Annotated in this window: 25 protein-coding genes and 2 pseudogenes; 12 read left to right on the top strand and 15 right to left on the bottom strand. The window is 71.9% G+C overall.

All coding sequences use genetic code 11. From position 1 onward, the window contains the following. The first annotated feature begins 9 nt into the window (after positions 1 to 9). The 3 genes from rlmN to ACLJQM_RS42475 all read left to right on the top strand — a co-directional run bounded on the left by rlmN (position 10) and on the right by ACLJQM_RS42475 (position 1,926). On the top strand, positions 10 to 1,116 hold the full coding sequence (gene rlmN / locus ACLJQM_RS42485) for a 23S rRNA (adenine(2503)-C(2))-methyltransferase RlmN (protein WP_360780705.1): 1,107 nt from the start codon (positions 10 to 12) through the stop codon (positions 1,114 to 1,116). Positions 1,117 to 1,148: 32 nt separating this feature from the next. After that, complete coding sequence (locus ACLJQM_RS42480; protein WP_360781038.1) at positions 1,149 to 1,415, top strand: hypothetical protein; 267 nt, start codon at positions 1,149 to 1,151, stop codon at positions 1,413 to 1,415. Positions 1,416 to 1,539: 124 nt separating this feature from the next. Further along, the gene (locus ACLJQM_RS42475; RefSeq protein ID WP_410635989.1) at positions 1,540 to 1,926 is read left to right on the top strand and encodes a hypothetical protein; all 387 of its coding nucleotides are present in this window, start codon (positions 1,540 to 1,542) and stop codon (positions 1,924 to 1,926) included. Positions 1,927 to 1,930: 4 nt separating this feature from the next. On the opposite strand, the gene ACLJQM_RS42470 is transcribed toward ACLJQM_RS42475, so the two are convergent. From ACLJQM_RS42470 to ACLJQM_RS42455, 4 genes are read right to left on the bottom strand one after another with little or no spacing between them, the layout of a single operon-like run. Continuing rightward, positions 1,931 to 3,028 (bottom strand): MAB_1171c family putative transporter, encoded by a 1,098-nt coding sequence (locus ACLJQM_RS42470; protein ID WP_410635987.1) that lies wholly within the window; start codon positions 3,026 to 3,028, stop codon positions 1,931 to 1,933. After that, positions 3,025 to 3,555, bottom strand: a complete 531-nt coding sequence (locus ACLJQM_RS42465; protein ID WP_410635985.1) for a hypothetical protein — start codon at positions 3,553 to 3,555, stop codon at positions 3,025 to 3,027. The genes ACLJQM_RS42470 and ACLJQM_RS42465 overlap by 4 nt, the downstream gene beginning before the upstream one ends. A 60-nt stretch (positions 3,556 to 3,615) precedes the next feature. Further along, a complete protein-coding gene (locus ACLJQM_RS42460) occupies positions 3,616 to 4,917 on the bottom strand; it encodes a hypothetical protein (RefSeq protein ID WP_410635983.1) in 1,302 nt (433 codons plus the stop codon). 2 nt (positions 4,918 to 4,919) lie between these two features. After that, complete coding sequence (locus ACLJQM_RS42455; RefSeq protein WP_410635982.1) at positions 4,920 to 8,174, bottom strand: hypothetical protein; 3,255 nt, start codon at positions 8,172 to 8,174, stop codon at positions 4,920 to 4,922. Positions 8,175 to 8,391: 217 nt separating this feature from the next. On the opposite strand from ACLJQM_RS42455, the gene ACLJQM_RS42450 reads away from it, so the two are divergent. After that, positions 8,392 to 9,510, top strand: a complete 1,119-nt coding sequence (locus ACLJQM_RS42450) for an FAD-dependent oxidoreductase (protein WP_410635981.1) — start codon at positions 8,392 to 8,394, stop codon at positions 9,508 to 9,510. Positions 9,511 to 9,595: 85 nt separating this feature from the next. Continuing rightward, positions 9,596 to 9,829 carry a hypothetical protein gene (locus tag ACLJQM_RS42445; protein ID WP_410635980.1) on the top strand — a complete coding sequence of 78 codons (234 nt, stop codon included), beginning with the start codon at positions 9,596 to 9,598 and terminating at the stop codon, positions 9,827 to 9,829. Positions 9,830 to 9,922: 93 nt separating this feature from the next. Here the strand turns inward: ACLJQM_RS42445 and ACLJQM_RS42440 are convergent, their stop codons facing one another. Further along, a complete protein-coding gene (locus tag ACLJQM_RS42440) occupies positions 9,923 to 10,354 on the bottom strand; it encodes a MerR family transcriptional regulator (protein WP_247012919.1) in 432 nt (143 codons plus the stop codon). A 24-nt stretch (positions 10,355 to 10,378) separates the two neighbouring features. Between ACLJQM_RS42440 and ACLJQM_RS42435 the strand changes: the two genes are divergently transcribed. Further along, positions 10,379 to 11,734: an MFS transporter gene (locus ACLJQM_RS42435; protein ID WP_410635978.1), complete on the top strand. Its 1,356-nt coding sequence runs from the start codon at positions 10,379 to 10,381 to the stop codon at positions 11,732 to 11,734. Here ACLJQM_RS42435 and ACLJQM_RS42430 read toward each other — a convergent pair. Both ACLJQM_RS42430 and ACLJQM_RS42425 read right to left on the bottom strand, forming a co-directional pair. Further along, the gene (locus ACLJQM_RS42430) at positions 11,709 to 11,993 is read right to left on the bottom strand and encodes a ubiquitin-like small modifier protein 1 (protein ID WP_247012915.1); all 285 of its coding nucleotides are present in this window, start codon (positions 11,991 to 11,993) and stop codon (positions 11,709 to 11,711) included. The two genes, ACLJQM_RS42435 and ACLJQM_RS42430, sit on opposite strands and share 26 nt — an antisense overlap. A gap of 2 nt (positions 11,994 to 11,995) precedes the next feature. Beyond that, entirely contained in the window at positions 11,996 to 13,078 is a 1,083-nt protein-coding gene (locus ACLJQM_RS42425) for an exo-alpha-sialidase (RefSeq protein WP_410635975.1), read from the bottom strand. Positions 13,079 to 13,242: 164 nt separating this feature from the next. Between ACLJQM_RS42425 and ACLJQM_RS42420 the strand changes: the two genes are divergently transcribed. Further along, positions 13,243 to 13,611, top strand: a complete 369-nt coding sequence (locus tag ACLJQM_RS42420; RefSeq protein ID WP_247012911.1) for a YciI family protein — start codon at positions 13,243 to 13,245, stop codon at positions 13,609 to 13,611. A 163-nt stretch (positions 13,612 to 13,774) separates the two neighbouring features. Here the strand turns inward: ACLJQM_RS42420 and ACLJQM_RS42415 are convergent, their stop codons facing one another. The 3 genes from ACLJQM_RS42415 to ACLJQM_RS42405 are packed head-to-tail and all read right to left on the bottom strand — an operon-like array spanning position 13,775 to position 15,374. Continuing rightward, positions 13,775 to 14,737, bottom strand: a complete 963-nt coding sequence (locus tag ACLJQM_RS42415) for an NAD(P)-dependent alcohol dehydrogenase (RefSeq protein ID WP_410635973.1) — start codon at positions 14,735 to 14,737, stop codon at positions 13,775 to 13,777. Then, positions 14,734 to 14,958 (bottom strand): helix-turn-helix transcriptional regulator, encoded by a 225-nt coding sequence (locus tag ACLJQM_RS42410; protein ID WP_247012907.1) that lies wholly within the window; start codon positions 14,956 to 14,958, stop codon positions 14,734 to 14,736. The genes ACLJQM_RS42415 and ACLJQM_RS42410 overlap by 4 nt, the downstream gene beginning before the upstream one ends. After that, the gene (locus tag ACLJQM_RS42405; RefSeq protein WP_410635971.1) at positions 14,952 to 15,374 is read right to left on the bottom strand and encodes a hypothetical protein; all 423 of its coding nucleotides are present in this window, start codon (positions 15,372 to 15,374) and stop codon (positions 14,952 to 14,954) included. Before ACLJQM_RS42405 ends, ACLJQM_RS42410 begins: the two co-directional genes overlap by 7 nt. 133 nt (positions 15,375 to 15,507) lie before the next feature. Here ACLJQM_RS42405 and ACLJQM_RS42400 point away from each other — a divergent pair, with 133 nt between their 5' ends. The 4 genes and pseudogenes from ACLJQM_RS42400 (at position 15,508) to ACLJQM_RS42385 (ending at position 18,306) form a co-directional block, all read left to right on the top strand. Further along, on the top strand, positions 15,508 to 15,858 hold the full coding sequence (locus ACLJQM_RS42400) for a YciI family protein (RefSeq protein WP_247012903.1): 351 nt from the start codon (positions 15,508 to 15,510) through the stop codon (positions 15,856 to 15,858). A 29-nt stretch (positions 15,859 to 15,887) separates the two neighbouring features. Next, positions 15,888 to 17,168: an RNA polymerase sigma factor gene (locus ACLJQM_RS42395; RefSeq protein ID WP_360780743.1), complete on the top strand. Its 1,281-nt coding sequence runs from the start codon at positions 15,888 to 15,890 to the stop codon at positions 17,166 to 17,168. Between the two features lie 196 nt (positions 17,169 to 17,364). Then, positions 17,365 to 17,562 (top strand): annotated as a pseudogene (locus ACLJQM_RS42390) (cold-shock protein); the annotation flags it as partial. Between the two features lie 30 nt (positions 17,563 to 17,592). Then, complete coding sequence (locus tag ACLJQM_RS42385; RefSeq protein WP_410636051.1) at positions 17,593 to 18,306, top strand: cold-shock protein; 714 nt, start codon at positions 17,593 to 17,595, stop codon at positions 18,304 to 18,306. A 106-nt stretch (positions 18,307 to 18,412) separates the two neighbouring features. Here ACLJQM_RS42385 and ACLJQM_RS42380 read toward each other — a convergent pair. The 3 genes and pseudogenes from ACLJQM_RS42380 to ACLJQM_RS42370 all read right to left on the bottom strand — a co-directional run. Beyond that, positions 18,413 to 18,631: pseudogene (locus tag ACLJQM_RS42380) on the bottom strand (transposase); the annotation flags it as partial. Between the two features lie 60 nt (positions 18,632 to 18,691). Then, positions 18,692 to 19,315 (bottom strand): enoyl-CoA hydratase/isomerase family protein, encoded by a 624-nt coding sequence (locus ACLJQM_RS42375; RefSeq protein ID WP_410635970.1) that lies wholly within the window; start codon positions 19,313 to 19,315, stop codon positions 18,692 to 18,694. Further along, positions 19,312 to 19,911, bottom strand: a complete 600-nt coding sequence (locus ACLJQM_RS42370; protein ID WP_410635968.1) for a TetR/AcrR family transcriptional regulator — start codon at positions 19,909 to 19,911, stop codon at positions 19,312 to 19,314. Before ACLJQM_RS42370 ends, ACLJQM_RS42375 begins: the two co-directional genes overlap by 4 nt. A 53-nt stretch (positions 19,912 to 19,964) precedes the next feature. On the opposite strand from ACLJQM_RS42370, the gene ACLJQM_RS42365 reads away from it, so the two are divergent. Continuing rightward, positions 19,965 to 20,318 carry an arsenate reductase family protein gene (locus ACLJQM_RS42365; RefSeq protein ID WP_410635966.1) on the top strand — a complete coding sequence of 118 codons (354 nt, stop codon included), beginning with the start codon at positions 19,965 to 19,967 and terminating at the stop codon, positions 20,316 to 20,318. On the opposite strand, the gene ACLJQM_RS42360 is transcribed toward ACLJQM_RS42365, so the two are convergent. Both ACLJQM_RS42360 and ACLJQM_RS42355 read right to left on the bottom strand, forming a co-directional pair. Continuing rightward, on the bottom strand, positions 20,315 to 21,526 hold the full coding sequence (locus ACLJQM_RS42360; RefSeq protein ID WP_410635964.1) for a threonine synthase: 1,212 nt from the start codon (positions 21,524 to 21,526) through the stop codon (positions 20,315 to 20,317). The genes ACLJQM_RS42365 and ACLJQM_RS42360 overlap by 4 nt on opposite strands. A gap of 11 nt (positions 21,527 to 21,537) precedes the next feature. After that, entirely contained in the window at positions 21,538 to 22,029 is a 492-nt protein-coding gene (locus tag ACLJQM_RS42355) for an EXPERA domain-containing protein (RefSeq protein WP_410635963.1), read from the bottom strand. Positions 22,030 to 22,056: the final 27 nt, after the last annotated feature.

Raw genomic sequence — 22,056 nt, 5'->3', positions numbered from 1 at the left:
TGACCGGTTATGACTGCCCTCCCGCTCGTTTTCGACGCCCCCAAGCGCGGCCTCCCGCCGCGCCACCTCGCCGACCTCACGCTCGCCGAACGCGCGGCCGCCGTCGCCGAGCTGGGGGAGAAGCCGTTCCGGGCGAAGCAGCTGTCGAACCACTACTTCTCCCGCCTGACGGTCGACCCGGCGGAGATGACCGACATCCCGGCGGCCTCGCGGGACCGGCTGGTCTCGGATCTGATGCCGACGCTGCTGACCGAGGTCCGTGCGCTGGAGGCCGACAGGGGCGCGACGCGCAAGACGCTGTGGCGAGCCCACGACGGCACGCTCCTGGAGAGCGTCCTGATGCGCTACCCGGACCGCGCGACGCTGTGCATCTCGAGCCAGGCGGGCTGCGGCATGGCGTGCCCGTTCTGCGCGACCGGCCAGGGCGGCCTCGACCGCAACCTGTCGACGGCGGAGATCGTGGACCAGGTCCGCTCCGCGGCGGCGGTCATGCGCGACGGCACGATGCCCGGTGGCCCGGGGCGGCTGTCGAACATCGTCTTCATGGGGATGGGCGAGCCCCTGGCCAACTACAAGCGCGTGGTCGCGGCGGTCCGGCGGATCACGGACCCGGCTCCGGGTGGGCTGGGGATCGGTCAGCGTTCGGTGACGGTGTCGACGGTGGGGCTGGCGCCGGCGATCCGGAAGCTGGCGGACGAGAAGATGCAGGTGCGGCTGGCGGTGTCGCTGCACACTCCGGACGATGAGCTGCGTGACACGCTGGTGCCGGTGAACGAGCGCTGGTCGGTCGACGAGGTGCTCTCCGCCGCCCGGTACTACGCCGATACTTCCGGCCGGCGGGTCTCGATCGAGTACGCGCTGATCCGGGACATCAACGACCAGCCGTGGCGGGCGGAGCTGCTCGCGAAGCGGCTGCGCAAGCACCTGGGTCAGCTGGTGCACGTCAACGTGATTCCGCTGAACCCGACCCCGGGTTCGAAGTGGGACGCGTCGCCGAAGCCGGTGGAGCGGGAGTTCGTGCGGCTGGTCAACGCCGGCGGAGTAGCGTGCACGGTGCGGGACACCCGCGGCCAGGAGATCGCCGCCGCCTGTGGGCAGCTTGCTGCCGAAGGCTGAGTTTCCCTTTCAGTGATGGAGAGTTTGTCGTGATGTATGCCCCCAGCCTGCTCGACCCGGCTGCGGAGGAGCTTCGGCTCGCGGACTTCACCGGGGCCACGAACGTGGCCCGCGGCGCCCGGACGCTGCTGGGCGACCGGTTCAGCTCGGTGACGTTCATGTACGTGCTGATGCGAGCGTTCGAGGTGGAGTACACGGCGGCGTGCGACGCGGCGCGCTGGCACGAGTTCCACGGCGGCCCGCGGGCGCTGTCGGACGCGGACCTGGAGAAGCTGCTCGCTCCGTGGCTCGACCGCTGATCTGACCCGGTAGCGGCGCGTGGAGGAGTTCCTCGAACACGCGCGACGAGCGTACGGAGACCTGCGGAAGCCGGACTACGGATTCTTTTCCGACGCACTGCGAGTGCGGCCCTGGGAACCCCTGGTGGATCGGTTGCGGCAGCTCCTGCTGGTGGAGGACTGGACCGACCGCGAGGACGACGTCAGCTTCTCGTACGTCCTGCAGGTCAGCCGGGATTCACCGGCGTGGTCGCTGTGGTTGTCGGCGGTGGGACCGTTCGCGCTGCTGGCCTGCACCGCCGCGGGCGCCGAGCTGGTCCGCTCCGATGTGGTCGTCGGTACCGGACCGGACATGCCTCCGGAAGGAGACCGCGTCCTCGCCCTGCTCCGTGAGGCCGGTGTTCGGCTGCTCAGCGCCGAAGAGGTCGAGACGACCGTGGACGGTTTCCGCGCGTGGAACGGGGGGGGCCTCGTGTCCTTGTTCTTCGTGCTGTTCGGCGAGACCGACGTGCCGTGGTGGCACGCTTCCTAGCCCGTCAGGCGGCAACCGTCCGCAGGGACTCCGACAGCGCCACCAGCTCCCGGACGTCGTCGTCCAGGCCGCCGCCCTCGGGGACGGCGACCGGCATTCCCGAATCCGGGACCGGCTCGCGGCGGGCGTGGGCGTCCAGGGCCTCCGTGAGCCGCAACGCCAATGGCCCCTCGGACGGCCGGTGGGCTAGGTAAGGGCTGATCCGGACCAGCCCGTCGCGACACTCGATGACCCGCCGGTAGTACCGCCGGTGCACGCCCAGCACGCTCAGCGCGTCACGCCGGGGGCTCAACGGCTTCCGGCTCAGCGCGTCCTCCGGGAACGCCTCGTGCAGCCGGGTCCACAGTGGACCGAGACGGTGGTACGTGCGCAAGTGCTGCCACCACACGCGGGTCGCGGCCACGCGGGTGGTGACGCCGGGGTACGACAGGCCGATCACCAGCAGGATCGCGCTCGGGAAGACCAGGAAGACCGTCGCCTGCACCAGCAGCCACGGGATCGCCGCGCCCGCCCAGTGGACCAGCACCACCGCCACCAGTGTCGCGCCGCCCACCGCGCCGAACGCGAAGCCCACCGATGCCACCAGCAGGCCGCGGGCCAGGCGGGGGGCCGCGCCGCGGGCGTAGCGGCGGGCGAGGAAGCACGCGCTCGCGATGCCGTAGGTCAGGTACAGGTCGGCCGCCAGGTAGAAGACCGAGACCCCGGCACGCGGGTACGTCGACGGCGGGCCGCTGGGCATCAGCACCGCGACGACCGCCATCACCAGGATCGCCGTGGCCAGCGGGACCGCCTCCCCCCAGGCCCGACGCCGGGCGCGGTCGGCCGGCAGCGCCGAAAACAAGAAGAAGCACGCCAGTGAATAGACCAGCCCGCAGAGGAAGACGTGCTGGAACAGCAGCGGCACGATCGCGCCCGGGTCCGGCTGGTTGACGTCGCCCGCCAGCAGGCCGAACGGGAAGGACGCCGCGAAGCAGGCCAGGCAGGCCGTGACCATCCAGCGCGCGACGTCCCGCGGGGCCCGGGTGAGCTGGTAGATCTTCCACAGCAGGGCGGGGTAGAGGAGCACGCCCTGGACGACGAGCAGCGCAATCTTGCTGGTCACAGCCACCCCAGCCGTTCGTCCAGCGCGTTCTCGATCCGCTGCGCGGTGCGCTCGCCCGACGACTCGGGCGCGACCCGGTCCAGCACGGATGCCCACTCCAGGATGATCGTCGCGACCGTCTCGGCTTCCCGCTCGTGGTCGGTGTCGTAGGAGGTCCGCAGCAGCGCGCGCCGGACCGGCTCGGGCGTCAGGCCCGGGTACGGCCCGGGCGGGGTCAGCCCGGCGACCAGGCTGTCGTCCTCCGCGGTGGCGTGATGGCCGGCCAGCATGTGGCCCAGTTCGTGCAGGATGATGTGGCTCTGGTGGGCCTTGCTCGTGTCCCGCTGGTAGACGATGTAGTCGGCGCGCTCGGTGGCGATCCACGCGCCGAACGGGCCCGGCACCGGGATCCGGTGCGCGATCAGCCGGATCGGCCGCCCGCGCTGGTCCCCGACGCTCCGGCACAGCTCGACGACGTCGAGCGGCGGCCGGATGCCCAGTTCCTTCAGCAACCGCCGGCAGCGGCGGCGCAATTCGCGTTCCCTCACCCGTCACCTTGCCGTCGCCGTGCCCACCTGTCCGGTCCCTTACCGTAGACGACGCCGATCTCACACGTAGAGGCTGCGCGCGGCCGCGTCGGTCAGGCAGAGCGCCGGGATCGCGTGGTGGACGAAGTCGAAATTGTTCACACGCAAGCGGCCGTCCGGCAGGTTTTCGTCGTACGTCTGCTGCCACACGTCGTTGCCGTCGCGCGCGTCGAAGGGCAGGTACGCCACCGAGAACCGCTTGTCGGGTGACTCCGCCAGCCCGTTCTTCCCCCGGGTGAACGGGTTCGCCTTGCCCCCGGTCAGCGCGGTCGTGGCCGTCGGGAAGGAATGCGTGTAGAAGCGCACGCTCTTGCCCTTGGCCGTGCTGCGCCCGCTCGTCAGCTTCGACCACCCGCCCGCGGCGGCGATCATGGGGTCGGTGAAGCCGTCGGGCGGATCGAAGACGAAGAATTCGTTGAACTCGTCGTTCATGAAGGTCCCGGCCTTGGGGTCGCGCTTGGCCGCGGCCACGTTGTCGGTCAGGAACTTCGCGACCACGTTGCACCCGCTGCTGTTGGCGGAGATCGCGACGTGGGACAGGGTGTCGCCGTGGATCGGCAGGATGTCGCCCTGGATCGCGAGCAGGAGCGTGCGCAGGGTCGCCGCCGAATACAGCTGGTAGTCGCGCAGCTGGCGGGTGGCCTGGTCGAACACCCGGCTGATCTGGGGCAGCACGACCACGTACGGCTTGTTCGCGTGCCGCAGCTGGTAGGGAAAACCGAAGGACCCCTGCTGTGGCGAGAGGAACGGCATGTCGACCTTGACGCTGCCGCCGGCTTCCGGCCGTGCGTTGTAGACCCACCAGCTCCAGATGTCGTAGTACAGCCAGTCGAACCCGAGCGGCCGGAAGTGGGTGAACAGGTGCGCCTTCTCGTCCTGGCCGGGAATGTGCTTGTAGTGCACCAGGAACGGCGGCGGCTTCGAAGTGTCCAGGTCCATCGGGACGGCGACGGCGACGAACCGCGGCGGCCGCTCGTCGCCGTCGTAGGTGACGCTGTAGACCTTCACCGTGTAGCCGGCGGGCGGCTGCCGGACGAACTCGAGGTCGAGGACGTCCCACTTCGCGAACGCCGACCTCTTGAAGAGCGACGGCTTCAGGAACGGCCAGGAGATCGGCTTCGTGACGTCCGGCAGCGGGAGGGGATCCCAGTTCCGGTTCCGGGCCAGGAAGGGTTTCTCGTCCTTCCGGTTCGCGGTCTGGAGCTTGCACGTCTTCACGTCGCGCAGGCACTCGGCGCTGGGTTCGACCGGCACCGCCTGGCCGGTGGGCGGGTTGCTCAGCGTCGTCCACGTCGTGGCCGTCACGTCCCTGAGGGTGAGCACGCTCAGACCTGCTGCCCGGTCTTCGGGTCGTACTCGACCTCGACGACCGCGACCTGGTCGGTCGGCAGGACCTCCACCCACTGGTCGAAGACCTCGTAGCCCTTCTCGCTCTCGGCCTTGAACCCCTTGTCGAGCGGGTCGAAGCCCTTCTCGTACACCATGTCCGGGCGCAGGTAGTTCAGCGTGACGCCGGGTTCGAGCTGCTCGGTGATCACCTCGGTGCCCGCTTCGTGCTTGGCCAGCACCGTGACGGCCACGTACCGCAGGACGTCGCGGATGGTCAGGTCGGCCGGGGCCAGGTCGCGGTAGCGGGTCACCAGCGCCGGGTCGGACCACGGGTAGGCGCGCAGCCCGGTGAGGATCCGGGTGCTCTCGCCGCCGGTGGCCGGCTGGTAGCGGTCGTCCAGGCCGTCGGCGCCCTCGATGCTCGGGTCGGACAGCCAGTTCAGCGCGGCGAGCTCCTTGCCCGGCCGGATCGGCACGACCGCCTTCACCCAGGGCGCGTTCAGGAACGCGTTGCGCTGGTGGTCGCCGTCGAGCTGCAGCAGCCAGCCCAGCGAGCTGCCGAGCCGGGCCGGCGCCGAGTCCTCGGTGATGAAGTAGTTGTCGCGCCGCCTCATGTCGCCCTCGTTGGCCCAGCCGACGGTGTGGTCGTCGAGACCGGTGGGGCTGTCGCGGACGAGGTGCTCGACGGCCGTCTCGAGCGACGGGTCCCGCGCCGGGGTGCCGCCGGGCGTTTCGAGCCGCGGGTCGCCCAGCCGGTCGAGCTCCGGGGCGAACGTCGGGTGCGCCTCGTGCCGGCGGGGCCGCCACCACTCGGGCGCCACGAAGTACAGCATGGCCTCGACGTCGAACATCGAGTTGATGAGCTCGGCGAGCTTGTGCAGCAGCTCCGGCTGGGTCGGCCGGGTGCCGTCGATCCGCATCAGCTGTTCGAGCAGCCGCCGGTACACGACCACGCGCTCCTCCTCGCGGAGCACGTCGTAGTCGCGGACCTGGATCTTGCTGGCCGCGGCCACCCGCTCCCGCGCCGCCGTCAGGTACGCCTCGCGCTGCTTCCGGTCCAGTTCGAGGTCCCGCTTCGCGGCGAGCAGCTGGTTCTGGTCGCTGACCTGCTTGCGCTTTTCGGCCGAGGCCCGGTAGGTCACCGGCACGGTGAACGCGAAGAGCTCGTTCCGCTCGCCGTGGGCGTTGTAGAGGAAGACCGACAGCGCGGGCTGCCGCGGGTCGGGCGTGCCTTCCGGCGCGTCCTGGGTCTTGCGGCCCAGCTTGAGCTTCACCGCCGCGGCCCCCGCCGTCCAGCGCACCTCGCCGACCTTCGCGGGCTCGAAGCCGTCCCGGGGGGTGAGCTCGACGTCGGCGATCCACCAGCCCGTCCCGGACCCGCCCACCGGCCGGATGTAGCCGTTGAAGGGGTAGCCGAACTGGACCGTGACGTCCTCGGTGTAGTCCTCGGGCATCGGCAGCTCGTTGGCCGGCGCCACCGCGGCCGCGTCCGGCGGTGCGGCGAGGTGGACCAGCTTGGCCAGCCCGAGCGCCGCACCCGGGTCGTCCACGAAGGACTGCCAGCACAGCTGGGTGCCGAGGTCCTGCACCTGCACCCCGACGCGGCGCATCTTGCGGCGCAGCTCGTAGTTGATCAGCTTGTCGGTGCCGTTCGCCAGGACGTAGCGGCGGCTCGAGGTGTCGGTGGTCTCGGTGACCGTGCGGAACGTGGTCTTGAAGCTGCGCTTGATCTCGGTGCTCAGCCGTTCGCTCTGCTGGCGCATCTGCTTGTGCGTTTGTTCGCGGGCCTGCTTCTGGGTGTCGCTGAGGTCCATCGTCGCGGTCTCGTTGGCATCGCCCCAGACCCACCGCTGGTTGGCCGACACCGAAAAACCGAGCTTGGTGTTGCGCTCGTTCTCGTCCTTGACCGCGGTCGACACCTCGTCGTCGAGCTTGTTCTCGCTGGTCCGGCTCTGCGTGAGCTCCTGGCCCTCCTCCACCACGCGCTCGACCAGCGTGCGCCGGGTCTGCGACTCGATCAGCTCCAGCGAGCTGCCCGGGCTGAGCCAGACGTGCTGGACCGGCGGGCCGAGGAAGGTGTCGAACTCGAAGAAGTACTGGCGGAACAGGTGCACGATCCCGACCGGGGAGAGGCTGACGCGGTTGAGCGCCTCCGCGCGGCTCGCGGTCTCCAGCGGGTCGAGCATCCGCTGCAGCCCGCGGTACTGCGGGGTGTCGACCTCGCCTTCGCGGGGCGGGGAGAACAGGTCGGCGAGCGTCGGGACGAGGCTCTGCACGGCGAGGTAGTTGAGCAGCCCGGCGACCATGGACTCCTTGGCCGCCATGGCCTCCACCAGCGCCTGGCGCTTGGCCTGGTCGGTGGGCTCAACGACGGCGGCGCGGGTGAACAGCACCGGCGCCACCTCGTTCGCGAGGATCGGGTCCAGGCTCGCGCGGGACAGCAGGGGCAGCCAGGTCGCCGGGGCGCGCGGGTCCTTGTCCTTGACGCGCGCCTGGATCAGGTCCGCCAGCACCGAGGCGATCAGCGGGTTGTACGAGCCGGTGGCGGGTGCGTCGCCGGTCTTCAGCTCCAGTGTGTCGGTCGAGCCGGCTTCGGCGCCCTGGAGGTGGATGACGGGCGGCACGAACTTCGCCCGTGGTGTGACGACCTTGGACAGGGTGGCCAGCACGGCGTCGTCGACGCGGCGCAGCGCCTCGACGTACCGGGCCACCGTCCGCTGCGAGCGCCAGCCGAGCAGCGGCTGGATCAGGCCGAACGACTCGCTCGCGTACGGCAGCGCGCCGGCGAACTCGGCCAGCGGCCGCCCGGTGGTGATCCGGGCGCCGACGGCCGGCGCGGGCAGGGCCTGCGCGTTCGCGACCGGGCCGCCCGCGGTCACCGCGAACGGCAGCACGGTCCACGGCTTGCCGGCCCCGCTCGCCCCGACGAGGAACAGCTCCCGGTCCGCCTGGGCGGCCGGCGCGACGAAGGCGATCGTCTGGGTGGTCCCCGGCGACCCGACGACCTTCCCCGCGTACTGGCGGCTGCCCGCGGCGTCCTTCTCGAGGAAGGCACCGCCGAGCGCGCCGATGTCCGGGTACCGGCGCGGGTCCTGGACGTCGACGGCGGCGGGCAGGGCGAGCGCGATCCGCTGGGTGAGCCCGAACTCCCCGAGCGACGACGCCTGCACGGTGTAGGTCCAGACGTGGTAGTACGCGGTGCCCCCGCTGGTCGCCGGGGTCCTGCCTGCGAAGGTCACGGTCAACGCCATGGTGTTCTCCCGATCGTCGGCCGTCATCGTCGCGCCGTCGCGGTGCCGGGGGAGGGGGCACGAGGACCGACCAAAGGGAGCAACCGGGCGTGCTTCGGGATGCCCTCGAGGGCAGTGCGGGTGCGCGCTGCCAGGCCTTTGCCAGGGCCGTGTGCGCCGGCTGCCAGCGGCTCCCGACAAGCTCTGGAACGTAATTCCAGAGACCGAAGGAGTCACCGTGCGCACCCCAGTCACCATCATCGGCGCCGGGCTCGGGGGACTCACCCTCGCCCGCGTGCTGCACGTCCACGGCATCGAAGCCACCGTCTACGAAGCCGAAGCTTCACCCATGGCGCGGATGCAGGGCGGCATGCTCGACATCCACGACTACAACGGCCGGCTCGCCGTCGAGGCCGCCGGGCTGACGACCGGGTTCCGCGACCTCGTCCTCGAAGGCCGTCAGGCGATGCGCGTCCTCGACTCGACCGGGGCCGTCCTGTTCGAAAAGGGCGACGACGGCACCGGCGGCCGGCCCGAGGTGCAGCGGGGCGAGCTGCGGCAGCTGCTGCTGGACTCGCTGCCCGCCGGCACTGTCCATTGGGGACGCAAGGCCGCCGAGGTGCGGGCCGGGAACGAAGTGGTCTTCACCGACGGCACCAGCGTCACGGCCACCCTGCTCGTCGGCGCGGACGGGGCCTGGTCGCGGGTCCGGCCGCTGCTCACCGCCGCCACGCCCGAGTACGCCGGCACTTCGTTCGTCGAGACCTACCTCTTCGACGCCGACACCCGGCACGCCGCCGTGGCGAAGGCGGTCGGGGGCGGGTCGATGTTCGTCGCCGGCCCCACACCGGGGCAGGGGATCAACGCGCACCGGGAAAGCGGGGACACCCTGCACGCCTACGTCGAGTTCGAGCGGCCGCTGGCGTGGTTCGACGCCGTCGACTTCGGCGATCCCGCCGCGGCCGCCGCCCGGCTCGCGGCGGAGTTCGACGGCTGGGCGCCCGAGCTCACCGCGCTGCTCACCGACGCCGATTCCGGACCGGTCCTGCGGCCGCACCACACCCTGCCGGTCGGGTTGCGGTGGGAGCGCGTACCCGGCGTCACCCTGGTCGGCGACGCCGCCCACCTCACCGCGCCGAACGGCGAAGGCGCCAACCTGGCCATGCTCGACGGCGCCGAGCTCGGCCGGGCCCTCGCCGCGCACCCCGTCGAAGAAGCGCTGGCGGTCTACGAGGAAGCCATGTTCACCCGGAGCGCGAACCCCGTCGACGAAGCCGTCGTCATGGAAAGCGTGTTCGGCGGCGAAATCCCGCCGCAGCTGCGCGCGCTGTTCGACGAGCTCAAGCCCGGGAACTAGCGCGACGGCGGCGGTCCGCCCGGGCCGCCGCCGGCCGTCGTCGTCGCCGAAGACGTTGTCGCTGCCGGTGTCGAAGCCGGACCGGATGTCGGCACGGACGATGCCGCTCTGCTCCAGCACGTCGGGCCCGTTGGAGCCGTCGCCCGGGTACGGTCCCGCGGTCTCGTCCGGGATCTCGCCCGTCGACGCGGTGGTGGTCGTCGAGGCCGAAGACGTGGCGGGGGAAGAAGTCTGGCAGGCGGTCAGCGCCGCGCCCGCCGCGCCGAAACCCTGGTCGACGACCTCGTCACGCGGCCGGGGCAGCGGGCGGCCTTCGTAGGTGGGGTTCATGGCTTCCACCCTGCCGCCGGAAGGGTGCCCCGCCTTGCGCGGAAGCTGTGCGCTTGCCGTGAACCGTCCTCGTCGGGCGGTTCTACGGCTGCCCGGGTGCCCAGAGGCCGTCCGCGTCGCCCGCTTCCAGGCGGCCGCGGTACACGCCGATCTTGCGGTCGATCAGCTGCAGGTTCTCCTGCAGCTCGGCCAGCTTCGCCAGCACGTCGGCGCGGTGCTCCTCCAGCAGGGCCAGGCGTTCCTGCTCGTTGCCGCGGCCGGCCGAGACCAGGTCGGCGTAGCGGCGGATCGTCTTGATCGGCATGCCGGTGGCCCGGAGCTTCGTGCAGATCTTGATCCAGTCCAGGTCCAGCTTCCGGTAGCGGCGGCGGCCGCCGCTCGTGCGGTCGACCTTCGTGACCACCAGGCCCGCTCGTTCGTAGTAGCGCAGCGTGTGCGCGCTGACCCCGGTGCGGCGGGCCGCGTCCGCGATGGTCAGCCCCTCGGCGGGGATCGGCGGTTTGACTTCGAGCACGCTCTAAATCCTAGCGTCGATCGCATGAACGCTCCGACCGCTCATCGCCCCGCGCTCGTGCTGGCCGTCTGCTGCGCCAGCATCGTCGTGGTGGTGATGGACATATCCATCGTCACCGTCGCCCTGCCTTCGATCCGCCGCGACCTCGGCGCGTCCGTCTCCGGGCTGCAGTGGACGGTCGACGCCTACACGCTGGTGCTGGCCGGGTTCCTGGTGCTCGCCGGGTCGGCCGCCGACCGGTTCGGCCGCAAGCGGGTCTTCCAGTGCGGCCTCGCCGCGTTCGGGCTCGGTTCGCTGCTGTGCAGCCTCGCGCCGGGCATCGGCTGGCTGATCGCGGCCCGCGCGCTGCAGGCGATCGGCGGCACCATGCTCAACCCGGTCGCGATGGCCATCGTGGCCACCACCTTCCCGGCCCCGGCCGAACGCGCCCGCGCGATCGGCGTGTTCGGCTCGATGTCCGGACTGGCGCTGGCGCTCGGGCCGATCCTCGGCGGCGCGCTCGTCGACGGCTTCGGCTGGCGCGCGGTCTTCTGGGTCAACGTCCCGATCGTCGCCGCGGCACTCGTGGCCACCGCGCTCTTCGTGCCCGAATCCCGCGCGCCGCGCGCCCGCCGGTTCGACCCGCTCGGGCAGCTCCTCGTGCTGGTGGTGCTCGGCAGCGTCGTCTACGCGCTGATCGAGTCGCGCCCGCTGGGCTGGACGTCGCCGCTGGTCCTCGGCCTGTTCGCGGTCGCCGCGCTCGGCGTGGCCGGCCTGCTCGTGCACGAACCGCGGCGCACCGACCCGCTGCTGGAGCTGCACCTGTTCCGCAACGTCGCCTTCAGCTCGGCGATCGTGATGGCGGTGCTGGCCCTGTGCGGGTTCGGGATCTTCCTGTTCACCGCCACCCAGTACCTCCAGGACGTCCGCGGCCTGCCGCCGCTGGCGGCCGGGCTGTGCCTGCTCCCGGTCGGCGTTCTGGTCCTCGTGCTGTCGCCGCGCACCGGGCGCCTGGTCGGCACCACCGGGCCGCGGCTGCCGCTGGTCGTCGCCGGCAGCACGCTCGCCCTCGGCGGCGCCGCGGCGGCGTGGCTCGGCCCGGCGACGCCGCTGCCCCTGGTGCTCGCGGTCTTCCTGCTGTTCGGCGTCTTCCTCGGCACGGTCAACCCGCCGATCACGAACACCGCCGTCTCCGGGATGCCCGGGTCGATGGCGGGGGTGGCCGCCTCACTGGCGTCCACCGGACGGCAGACCGGCACCACCCTGGGTGTCGCGCTCGCCGGCAGCGCGCACGGCGTGTGGTGGCTGGTCGCCGGGCTCGGCGCCGGGCTGCTCGCGCTGGCGCTGGTGGGCACCCGGCGCCGGGCCGAGGCGCTCAGCCTCCCGCGACCGACGGGATGATCTGCACCTCGGCGGCGTCACGGAGCACGACGTCGGGGCCGCCGCGGTGGCGGCACTCCTCGCCGTCGACGAAGAAGTTGACGTACCGGCGCAGTCCCGCCTGCTCGTCGCGCAGCCGCCGTTCGAGTGCCGGGTAGCGCTCGGCGAGGGCGTCGAGCAGGGTGCCCAGCGTGGCCGGCTCGCCGACTTCGACGTCCAGCTTCGCCTCGCCGCCCGCCTTCTCGCGCAGTGTTCCGGGCAGCAGCACGGTGATCCGCACGGTCACACCGTCGCCGCGCGGACGCTCAGCACGTCGGGCAGGTGCGCCGCGACGAGCTGCCAGCTGTCGCCGTCGTCGCGGCTGGCGTAGACCTCGCCGCAGCGCGAGCCGAAGTACACCCCGGCCGGGTCGGCGTCGTCGGTGCACAGCGCGTCCCGCAGCACGCCCGCCCAGTAGCCGTCCGGCAGGCCGGCGCCCACCGCTTCCCACGACTTCCCGGCGTCCTCGCTGCGGTACACGCGGCAGCGGCCCTCCGGCGGGAACCGCAGGGCGTCGGCGACCAGCGGGAACGTGTAGATCACCTCGGGCCGGTGCGGGTGGACGACGACGGGGAAGCCGAAGTCGCTGGGCAGCCCGTCGGCGATGGACTGCCAGCTCGCGCCGCCGTCGTCGCTGCGGTAGACGCCGTGGTGCACCTGCGCGTAGAAGCGGTCCGGCGCGGCCGGGTGCGTGGCGACCTTGTGCACGCAGTGGCCGTATTCGGGGTACGGGTCGGGGACGTGGACGGCCTTGATACCGGTGTTGCTCGCCCGCCACGACTCGCCGCCGTCCTCGGTGCGGTAGACGCCGCCGGTGGACATCGCGACGGTGACGTGGCCGGGTTCGGTCGCGTGCGGGAGCACGGTGTGGATCGCCTTGCCGCCGCCCCCGGGCGTCCAGTGCTCCCGGTGCGGGTGCTCCCACAGGCCGCGGACCAGCTCGTACGTGCGGCCGCCGTCGGTGGAGCGGAACAGCGCGGACGGCTCGGTGCCGGCGTAGACGACGTCCGGTTCGCTCGCCGGGCCGGGCACGAGCTGCCACGCCCTGGCGAGGGATTCGCCGGTGTCCGGCGGGAACGCGATCGGCGCGTGGCCGGGTTCGTCCCAGGTCGCGCCGAGGTCGTCGCTGGTGGCGACGCTCGGCCCGAAGTGCTCGCTGGTCACCCCGGCGAGCAGGCGCGGGGTGGCGCGGCGGGTGTCGATGCCGACGGCGTGGACGTCGGTCATCGGGTGGTGCGGGCCGGTCACCTCCCAGGTCTTCCGGTCGTCGTGGCTGGTCGCCAGCCACAGGCCTTTGCGCGTTCCGATCGCGAGCACGACGGGCATCGGGCACCTCCAGCCGATGGTGACGCGCGTCACAGTACTCTGCCCGGGAAGATGTCCGGGAGAAATGTCGAACGCCGCGTGCGGCCGATCGACGCGGGGGTGAAGGCCGGTCATCGCGTCCGGAAGGCCCCGGACCACGGCCAGGAAGACCAGGGAGCAAGACCATGCGTTTCCTCATGATGCACCGGATCGACGAGAGCGACCCGCAGGCGTGGAACCCCAGCCCGGAGTTCGTGGAGAAGATGGGCGGGTTCATCCAGGAGTCGGCGGAAAAGGGCATCCTGATCACGGCGGAGGGCGTGCACAAGTCCGACAAGGGTGCGCTGGTCCGCAAGCCGCGCGGGGCCGCGATCCGCGTCACCGACGGCCCGTTCGCCGAGGCCAAGGAGGTCATCGGCGGGTTCGCGCTGATCAACGCCGCGGACCGCGCGGAAGCCGTCGAGTTCGCCCGGCGCTACGTCGAGCTGTTCGACATGGAGATCGAGGTCGAGGTCCGGCAGGTCGTCGAGTTCGAGGACCTGCAGCAGGGCTGACGCGGCGGCCGGTGGCGCTGCGGTGGGCCAGGACGATCCTGGGGGCGGAGATGTTCCTGGTCACCGGCGCCACCGGCACTGTCGGCGCGGAAGCTCCCCCGGCATGCCGGCGCGGGCGCGCGAGGCGGGCGCGCACGCCGGTGCCTTCCGCTGACGGGCCGCTTCAGGGGAGCAGGACGACCTTGCCCGCCGCGCGGCCCGCGTGGAGGTGGCCGATCGCGGCCGCGGCGTCGGCGAGCGGGTAGGTCCGGTCGAGCACCGGCGTGAGCTTCCCGGCTTCGATCAGCTCCCGCAGGGTTTCGAGGTTCGCGCCGCGCTCGCGGGCGACGAGTCCCCGCAGCCGGTGCCGCACGAGTGGGTTCAGCAGTGCCGCGAAGAGCACCCGCTGGATGCCGCCGAGCCACCGGCCGCCTTCGCCGCCGACGATCACCAGCGTTCCGCGCGGGGTCAGGGCCCGGCGCAGGCGGGTCAGCGAGCGCAGGCCCGCGGTGTCGATGATCAGGTCGTACCGGTCCGCCGTGAAGTCCTCGCGCGTGTAGTCGAGGACGTGGCCGGCGCCGAGCGCGCGGACCAGGTCCGTCTTGGCGGTGCTGCACAGGCCGGTCACGTGCGCGCCGAAGGCCTTGGCGAGCTGGACGGCGAAGGAGCCCACCCCGCCCGCCGCGCCGATGACGAGGACGCGCTGCCCCGGCCGGACCCGGCCCGCGTCGCGCAGGGCCTGCAGGGCGGTGCCGCCGGAGACCAGGACTGATGCTGCCTGTTCGAACGACAGGCGCGCGGGTTTCGCCGCGACGAGGTCCTGGTCGGCGACGGCGAGTTCGGCGAACGAGCCCGCGCAGCCGCCGAACACCTCGTCGCCCGGCCGGAACCGCGTCACGCCGTCGCCGGTCTCTTCGACCGTGCCGGCGAAGTCGAGGCCGCGCACCGGCTGCTTCGGCCGCCGCAGGCCGAAACCCAGGAGCCGTAACAGGTAGGGCTGCCCGGTGGTCAGGTGCCACACGCCCGGGTCGACGCCGGCCGCGTGCACCCGCACGAGGACCTCGCCGGCACCGGGCGAAGGTCTCTCGACGTCCCGGAATTCGAGCAGGCCGGGACTTCCGTAGCGGGACTGGACGATCGCTTTCACGAGGACTCCTCCGGGTACTGGAACACTTCTTCGAGCGGGACGCCGAACACGTGCGCGAGCTGGAAAGCCATCTCGAGCGAGGGGGAGTAGCGGCCCTGCTCGATCGCGATGACGGTCTGGCGGGTGACGCCGATCCGGGTGGCGAGGTCGGCCTGGGTCATCTGGCCGTTGGCGAACCGGAGGGCGCGGATCGAGTTCGTGACGCGGGTCGGTTTCACCACGGCTGGAAACCCCGGCGGTAAGCGGAGATCCGGGCGGCGGACCCGAGCACCGCGGAGAGCGTGAACGCCAGGTAGACGGTGTTGGCGATCCAGAAGTGCGGTGCTTCGACCAGCGCCAGCAGCAGCGCGGCCACCGCGCCGATGGCGACGAACGCCTGCCCGACGTGGTCGCCGAACCGGCCGATCTCGCGGTCGCGCTGGTCCTTCTCGCCGTCCTTCGAAACCACCGCGGCCACGATGCTCAGCACGATCGCCGCGGCGACGGAGGCTCCGATCGTCCAGAGCAGCGTCGCGGCGTACGGGACTTCGGCCAGCGGCCGCCCGCCGGCCCGGCCGAGGACCAGGACGAGGTAGACCGCGTAGCTCACCACCGCGGCGAGCCCCCGGATCCAGGCGTTCTTCTCTTCGTGGGTCACCTTCGCCAAGGTAAAACAAACCAGACACCGTGTCAAAGTTTCTTGACATGAGAAAATCTTCGGCGAGGGTGTCCAAGGCGGCGCCGGCCGTTCGTAGTGATCGCGTACGGCAACCGAGACACCGGAGGATCCCGTGAAGTACCTGATGCTCATCAACGCCAGCCTCGACGCCCAGGGCGAGCCGACCGGCTGCAGCACGCCCGAGGACTGGATGCTGTTCGACAAGTCCATGAAGGACGCCGGCGTCCACGTCGGCGGGAACTCGCTCGCCGACTTCACCACGGCCGCCGCGGTCCGCGTCACCGAGACGGGCGAGCGGATCGTCACCGACGGGCCGTTCGCCGAGTCCCGCGAGGTGCTCGGGGGCTACTTCGTCATCGACGTGCCGGACTTCGACGTCGCCCTCGACTGGGCGGCCCGCTGCCCAGGCTCCCGCGACGGCGGCCACATCGTGGTGCGCCCGCTCGCTTCGTACGGGGACTGAAAGCGGTGACGGAGCGGGCGGCCGCGTCGATGGATGCTTTCGGGGGTTCCGGGTGGCAGAGCCCCCGGCCCGGGGCGAAGCCCCGGTTGATACTGGAGGCGGTGTTCCGGGAGGAGCGCGGGCTGCTGCTGGCCGCGCTCGTCCGCCGGTTCGGCGACCTCGACCTGGCCGAGGAGGTCACATCGGAGGCCATCGAAGCCGCGCTGGTGCACTGGCCGGCCGAGGGCGTGCCGCCGAAGCCGGGCGCGTGGCTGATGACGACGGCGCGGCGCAAGGCCGTCGACCGGCTGCGCCGCGACCAGGCCTACGCGGCCCGGCTCGCGGTGCTGCAGGTCGAGGCCGAGCGCGCGGCGCCCGCGCCGGAGTCCGACGGCGGGCTGCCGGACGAGCGGCTCCAGCTGTTCTTCACGTGCGCGCACCCGGCGTTGCCCGCGGAAGACCGCACGGCGCTGACGTTGCGCTGCCTCGCCGGGCTGACCACGCCGGAGGTGGCGCGCGCGTTCCTGGTGCCGAGCGCGACGATGGGGAAGCGGATCGTCCGGGCGAAGCACCGGATCCGCACGCTGCGGATCCCGTTCCGCGTCCCGGACCCGGCCGAGCTGCCCGGGCGGCTGCCGGGCGTGCTCCAGGTCGTCTACTCGATCTTCACCGAGGGGTACGCGGCCAGCTCGGGCCCGGAGCTGCAGCGGCTCGACCTGGCGGAGGAGGCCATCCGGCTGGCCCGGATCCTGCGCCGCCTGCTGCCCGCCGAACGCGAGGTCGCGGGCCTGCTGGCGTTGCTGGTGCTGATCCACGCCCGCCGCGACGCCCGCACCGGCCCGGACGGCGCGGTGGTCCTGCTCGACGACCAGGACCGCACCCGCTGGGACCGCGCGATGATCGACGAGGGCACGCCGCTGGTCGAGACGGCGCTGACCGGAGGCCCACCCGGGCTCTACGGCGTCCAGGCGGCGATCGCGGCGCTGCACGACGAGGCCCCGGACGTGGCGAGCACGGACTGGCCGCAGATCGTCGCGCTGTACGACGTCCTGCGCGGCCTGGCCCCCTCCCCGGTGGTGGACCTGAACCGGGCGGTGGCCGTGGCGATGCGCGACGGCCCGGCAGCGGGCCTGTCCCTGCTCGACGCCCTGGCGGGCGAGCCGCGCCTGCGCGAGTACAGCCCGTTCCCGGCCGCCCGCGGCGACTTGCTCAGTCGCCTGGGTCGCCACCCCGAGGCCGCCGAGGCCTACCGGGAGGCGCTGTCCCTCGCGGGCACGGAACCGGAACGCGCCCACCTGCGCCGCCGCCTCGCCGAGGTCGCCAAGCCGTGAAGGTGGCAGTCACGGACTTCCCGGAACTGTCGGTGCCCGCCGGTAGAATGGACACCGGGGGCCGGAGGCCCAAGACCCGGCCTCGAACTCGGCGTGTCGCTGGGTGAACCGCCCGCCTGTGGGCCCGGTCCGACGGACCGGAGGTCGGTCAGGGAGACTGGGGGCCAGTGCCCGCCCTCTCGACCTGGAGCTTTTGATGCCGCAAGGGACCGTCCGTTGGTTCGACGCCGAACGTGGGTTCGGCTTCCTCGCGCCCGAGGACGGCTCGCCGGACGTGTTCGTGCACGCCTCCGAGATCGTCGGGGACGGCGGCGCGAAATTGCTCCGCGAGGGTCAGGCCGTCGTGTTCGAGGTCGGCGAGAACGACCGCGGGCCCCAGGCGCTGCGCGTTCGCGTCACCGCCGATGCGGCCACCGGCAGCGCCGTGGGCCTGCTCGGCACCATCAACTGGTACGAGCCGGGCAAGGGGTACGGCTTCGCGTCGCCGGACGGCGGTGGCGCCGACATCTTCGTGCACAGCTCCGCCATCGTGACCGGCGGCGTGGTCGCCGAGGGACAGCGGGTGGCCTTCCTGATCGTCGAAGGCGAGCGCGGCCCGCAGGCCGGGCACGTGATCCCGCTGGGAGCAGGGGCCGGCTCACCCGCCGCGGCCGGTAACGCGGACGGTGCCGACGGCACGGTGGCCTGGTACGACGAGGACAAGGGCTTCGGCTTCATCAACCCCGACTCCGGCGCCGGGGACGTCTTCGTTCACGCCCGGGCCCTGGCCGAGGGACTGACGTGGCTCGCGGAGGGCGACCGCGTCGCTTACGAGGTGGCTAGTGGAGACAAGGGCCCGCAGGCCCGCGACGTGCACCTGGTCCGGGGCGCCGAGCCCCAGACGGCGCCGCAGCGGTCGGCCGCGGCCGCAGGGCCGGCGGCGCGGGACGTGCCCGCACGAGGCGGCGAGGGCGTCGTCGCGCGCTACGACGACGACCGCGGCTTCGGCTTCATCACCCCGGACGCGGGCGGCGACGATCTCTTCGCCCACGCGTCCGTGATCATGGGGTCGGAGCCGCTGCAGAAGGGTGACCGGGTCCGGTACGCGGTGCGTCAGAGCGACCGGGGCCCGCAGGCCGACCGCATCGAACGCCTCTGAAGAGGCGGCCCCACCGATGGTGCGGACGTTGATCATGGTGCAGGCCGGCGTGAGTCGCGCCAGCGTGGTGCGTTCGGTCCGGTCGTAGCGCAGCCCGAGGCGTTTGAACCGCAGCGTCCTGCCACTCACGTAACCGCCGCCACGCGGTGTGCCCGGAACCGCATCCGAGCTGCTCGGGTAGGTCTCGCCGGCGGCAGCCGGTGTCGAGCGCGAACAAGATCCCCTCCAGTGCGGCGCTGGCCGGGACGGGATCAGGGGTTCGATCAGCTCCCGGAGCCGGTCTTCGACCCGCCGCTGCTGCGTCGTCTTCGCCACGACTGCCCACGATCGACGACCAGGACCGGAGGGTTGCGCAGTGACACACCCTTGAGTTTCGAGACCAGGTCTAAGCAGGCGCGCGCAAAGCCGTCACCGCCGGGGCGAACATCGTCGCCTTGATCGCGCCCAGGGTGCCGCGGTCCTTGCCCGCCAGCGCCCCGACCCGCCCGGAAGCCACCTCCACCAGCTCGGCCTCGCCCGCGATTTCGTCCACCAGCCCGGTTTCCAGCGCGTCCGCGCCGCCGAACCGGCGTCCCGTCGTCATCGAAGCGATCGCCGCCGCCGGGGTCAGCTTGCCCTGGATCAGCGCCGCCATCCCCGGCGTGAACGGGATGTTGATGTCCGCCTCCGGGAAGCAGAAGTAGCCGCGATCCGCGCGCATCACGCGGAAGTCGTGCGCCATCGCCAGCATCGCGCCCGCGCCGAACGCGTGGCCGTTGATCGCCGCCACCGTCGGCACCGGCAGCGTCAGCACCCGCGCGAACAGCTCCTGCACGTCGGTGACGTAGGACTGGGCCTGGTCGCCGTGCGCGGTGAGCCATTCGAGGTCGAGGCCGTTCGAGTAGAACTTCCCGCCGCCGGTGGTCACCAGCGCGCCTTCGACACCGTCCAAAAAGGAATGCACGCGCTGCAGCCACTCGGGCGAGAAGCGGTTCTCGTCGTCACCCAGGTGAAGCACGGAAACGGTCACGGTCGGTCCTTTTCTCGGGGTGGCACGGTCAGCACGGCCCGCACGGCGGCGGCGAGCCGCGCCCGCACCAGTGGATCGGTGAGGTCACGGCGGAAGAACGCGGTCGGCAGGTCGACGACGCAGGTCGTGATCACCTCGACGGCCAAGCCGTCGCCGCGGTCCCACACCAGTCGCGCGAGCCGCACCAGCAGCGCGACCAGCCGGTTGTCCAGCGCGTGCAAGGTGTCGGCGAGCTCGTCGGGCAGCTCGGGCCCGAACAGCCGGTCAACCCGGACCTTCAGCAGCATCCGGGCCGCGTCGGGCCGCCGGTCGGCGAACAACGCGGGGGTGCCGGCCGCCGCGACCACCGCGTCGACCGGCGTTTCCGCGGCGTCCACCAGCGACGTCTGCAGGTCGAGGAACGCCGTCGCCGCGCGCACCCAGACCCGCGCCAGCAGTTCGCTGAGCGAGCCGAACGCGTGGTAGATCGTGCCGTTCGGCACGCCCGCGGCCGTCGCCAGCCCGCGCACGGTCACGTTCTCGTACCCCGACGATGCGACCAGCCGCTCGGCGACGTCGAGCAGCGCGTCGAGGTCGTGGACACGGGGGCGGGGCATGCCGCGACCGTAACAGAACAGCTGCTCCAAAACCAGCGCGGTAAGCTCCCGCCGTGGAGATCTGGGTCAACCCGGCGTGCTCGAAGTGCCGGTCAGCGGTGTCGATGCTGGACGAAGCGGGCGCGCGGTACACCGTGCGCCGCTACCTCGACGACCCGCCGACGGCGGCGGAGCTGACCGAGGTGATCGAGCGCCTCGGCCTCGAACCGTGGGACATCGCGCGCACGGCCGAGCCGGTCGCGAAGGACCTCGGCCTGAAGTCGTGGGGCCGCACGCCCGACGACCGGTCCCGCTGGATCGACGCGCTGGCCGAGCACCCCAAGCTGATCCAGCGGCCGATCATCACGGCCGACGACGGCACCACCGTCGTCGCCCGCGACCCCGAAACGGTCCGCTCGGTCCTCTAAGGAATCGAGTCCGTCTTCGCCAGCAGCGGGACGTCGAGCGGCACCGTCTCCGGGTACTTGATCCCGGCGCCGGTGTTGAGCACGACGACGTCTTCGTCGCCTTCGAGCCACCCGGACTCGCGAAGGTGCCGCAGCGCGGCGAAGCACGCGCCGCCTTCGGGGCAGACGAAAGTGCCTTCGCGCTCGGTGAGTTCCCGTTGCGCCGCAAGGAGTTCCTCGTCGGTGACGGCGACTGCGGTCCCGCCGGTCGCGTACACGGCGTCGAGCACCAGGAAGTCACCGATGGCCTTCGGCACGGTGATGCCGAAGGCGACCGTCCGCGCGTCGGGGAACGGCTCGCTTTCCCGCGCCCCGCGGGCGAACGCGTCGACGATCGGCGCGCACCCGGTCGCCTGCACGGCGACGAGCTTCGGCAGCTCGCCGGTCACCCAGCCCAGCTCGCGCATCTCCAGCAAAGCCTTGTAGATCCCGATGATCCCGACCCCGCCACCAGTGGGGTAGAGGATGACGTCCGGCAGCCGCCAGCCGAACTGCTCGGCGATCTCGTACCCCATCGTCTTCTTGCCTTCGATGCGGTACGGCTCCTTCAGCGTCGAGACGTCCTGCACCCCCGGCCGCCCCGGAACCGCCGCGGCGACGAGCTTGCCCGCGTCGCCGATGAGACCGTCCACCCGGTACAGCTCGGCGCCGGCGGCGACGCACTCGCGCATGGTGATCGCGGGCGCGTCGTCCGGCATCGCGATCAGGCTCGTCAGCCCCGCGCGGGCCGCGTACAGCGCCCACGCCGCCCCGGCGTTGCCGTTCGTCGGCATCGCGATCCCGCGCACGCCGAGCTCGGCCGCCCGCGAGACGCCGACCGCGGCGCCGCGCGCCTTGAACGTGCCGGTCGGGACCAGGCCCTCGTCCTTCATCCACAACCGGGACAGCCCCAGCTCACGGCCGTAGCGCGGCAGCCGCAGCAACGGCGTCATGCCCTCGCCGAGGCTCACGACGTGCTCGGGCGAGCGCACCGGCAGCACCTCGTGGTAGCGCCACAGCGTCGGCTCCCGCCCGCCGATCTCCTTCGGCGTCACGGCTTCGCGGACGCCGCCGAGTTCGTACCGCGCGAGCAGCGGCGCGCCCGACGGCGACAGCCCCTGGACGGCGTCGGCGTCGAAGCGCTCCCCGGTCCGGGAGCAGTCGAGGTGGCTGAGGAACGAGTACGGCACGGCGCCTCCGGTCAGAAACGGCGGGTGAACGGGAGTGGCTTGCGCATCCGGACCAGCAGCAGGAGCGGCACCAGGACGTAGGGCAGGTTGAAGGCGAGGAACTTCGCCGGGTTGCCGGTGCGCGTGGCCGGGTCGCCGAAGAACTCGACGCCGAACACGACGACCCCGGTCAGCGTGACGATCATGGTCGCGTAGATCACCGACGGCAGCTGGATCCAGTTGCGGCCGGTCAGCAGCGCGAAGACGAGCACGACGTAGAACGGCATGTAGACGAACGCCGAGAGCCCGGTGACGATCCGCATCCAGTCCGGCGGGTGCATGAACAGCGGGTCGGCGTCGCGGGCGTACCAGTAGTTGGAGTTCACGAAGAAGTTGCCCGACGGCCGGGAGAAGTCGACCCCGACGGTCGGCAGCAGGTCGCTGATCAGCGACGTCACCGTGAAGGCCGAGAACAGCACCGCGAAGAAGACGTCGATCTTCCGTTCCCGCAGCGGCAGGTTCATGCCGCCGATCTTAAGTCCTATTGTGAG

Origin of the sequence: Amycolatopsis sp. cmx-4-83 (assembly GCF_046548815.1) — a bacterium.
GTDB lineage: Bacteria > Actinomycetota > Actinomycetes > Mycobacteriales > Pseudonocardiaceae > Amycolatopsis > Amycolatopsis pretoriensis_A.
The sequence above is the reverse complement of the archived record's forward strand: the minus strand, read 5'-3'. Positions and strand labels throughout refer to the sequence as shown.

Excerpts from the sequence above, each read along its gene's own strand:
- ACLJQM_RS42435 (WP_410635978.1), top strand. The coding sequence starts at position 10,379 with ATGAACGCTCCGACCGCTCATCGCCCCGCGCTCGTGCTGGCCGTCTGC.
- rlmN (WP_360780705.1), top strand. The coding sequence starts at position 10 with ATGACTGCCCTCCCGCTCGTTTTCGACGCCCCCAAGCGCGGCCTCCCG.
- ACLJQM_RS42455 (WP_410635982.1), bottom strand. The coding sequence starts at position 8,174 with ATGGCGTTGACCGTGACCTTCGCAGGCAGGACCCCGGCGACCAGCGGG.
- ACLJQM_RS42425 (WP_410635975.1), bottom strand. The coding sequence starts at position 13,078 with ATGCCCGTCGTGCTCGCGATCGGAACGCGCAAAGGCCTGTGGCTGGCG.
- ACLJQM_RS42395 (WP_360780743.1), top strand. The coding sequence starts at position 15,888 with ATGGATGCTTTCGGGGGTTCCGGGTGGCAGAGCCCCCGGCCCGGGGCG.
- ACLJQM_RS42355 (WP_410635963.1), bottom strand. The coding sequence starts at position 22,029 with ATGAACCTGCCGCTGCGGGAACGGAAGATCGACGTCTTCTTCGCGGTG.
- ACLJQM_RS42370 (WP_410635968.1), bottom strand. The coding sequence starts at position 19,911 with ATGCCCCGCCCCCGTGTCCACGACCTCGACGCGCTGCTCGACGTCGCC.
- ACLJQM_RS42480 (WP_360781038.1), top strand. The coding sequence starts at position 1,149 with ATGTATGCCCCCAGCCTGCTCGACCCGGCTGCGGAGGAGCTTCGGCTC.
- ACLJQM_RS42445 (WP_410635980.1), top strand. The coding sequence starts at position 9,596 with ATGTCGGCACGGACGATGCCGCTCTGCTCCAGCACGTCGGGCCCGTTG.
- ACLJQM_RS42420 (WP_247012911.1), top strand. The coding sequence starts at position 13,243 with ATGCGTTTCCTCATGATGCACCGGATCGACGAGAGCGACCCGCAGGCG.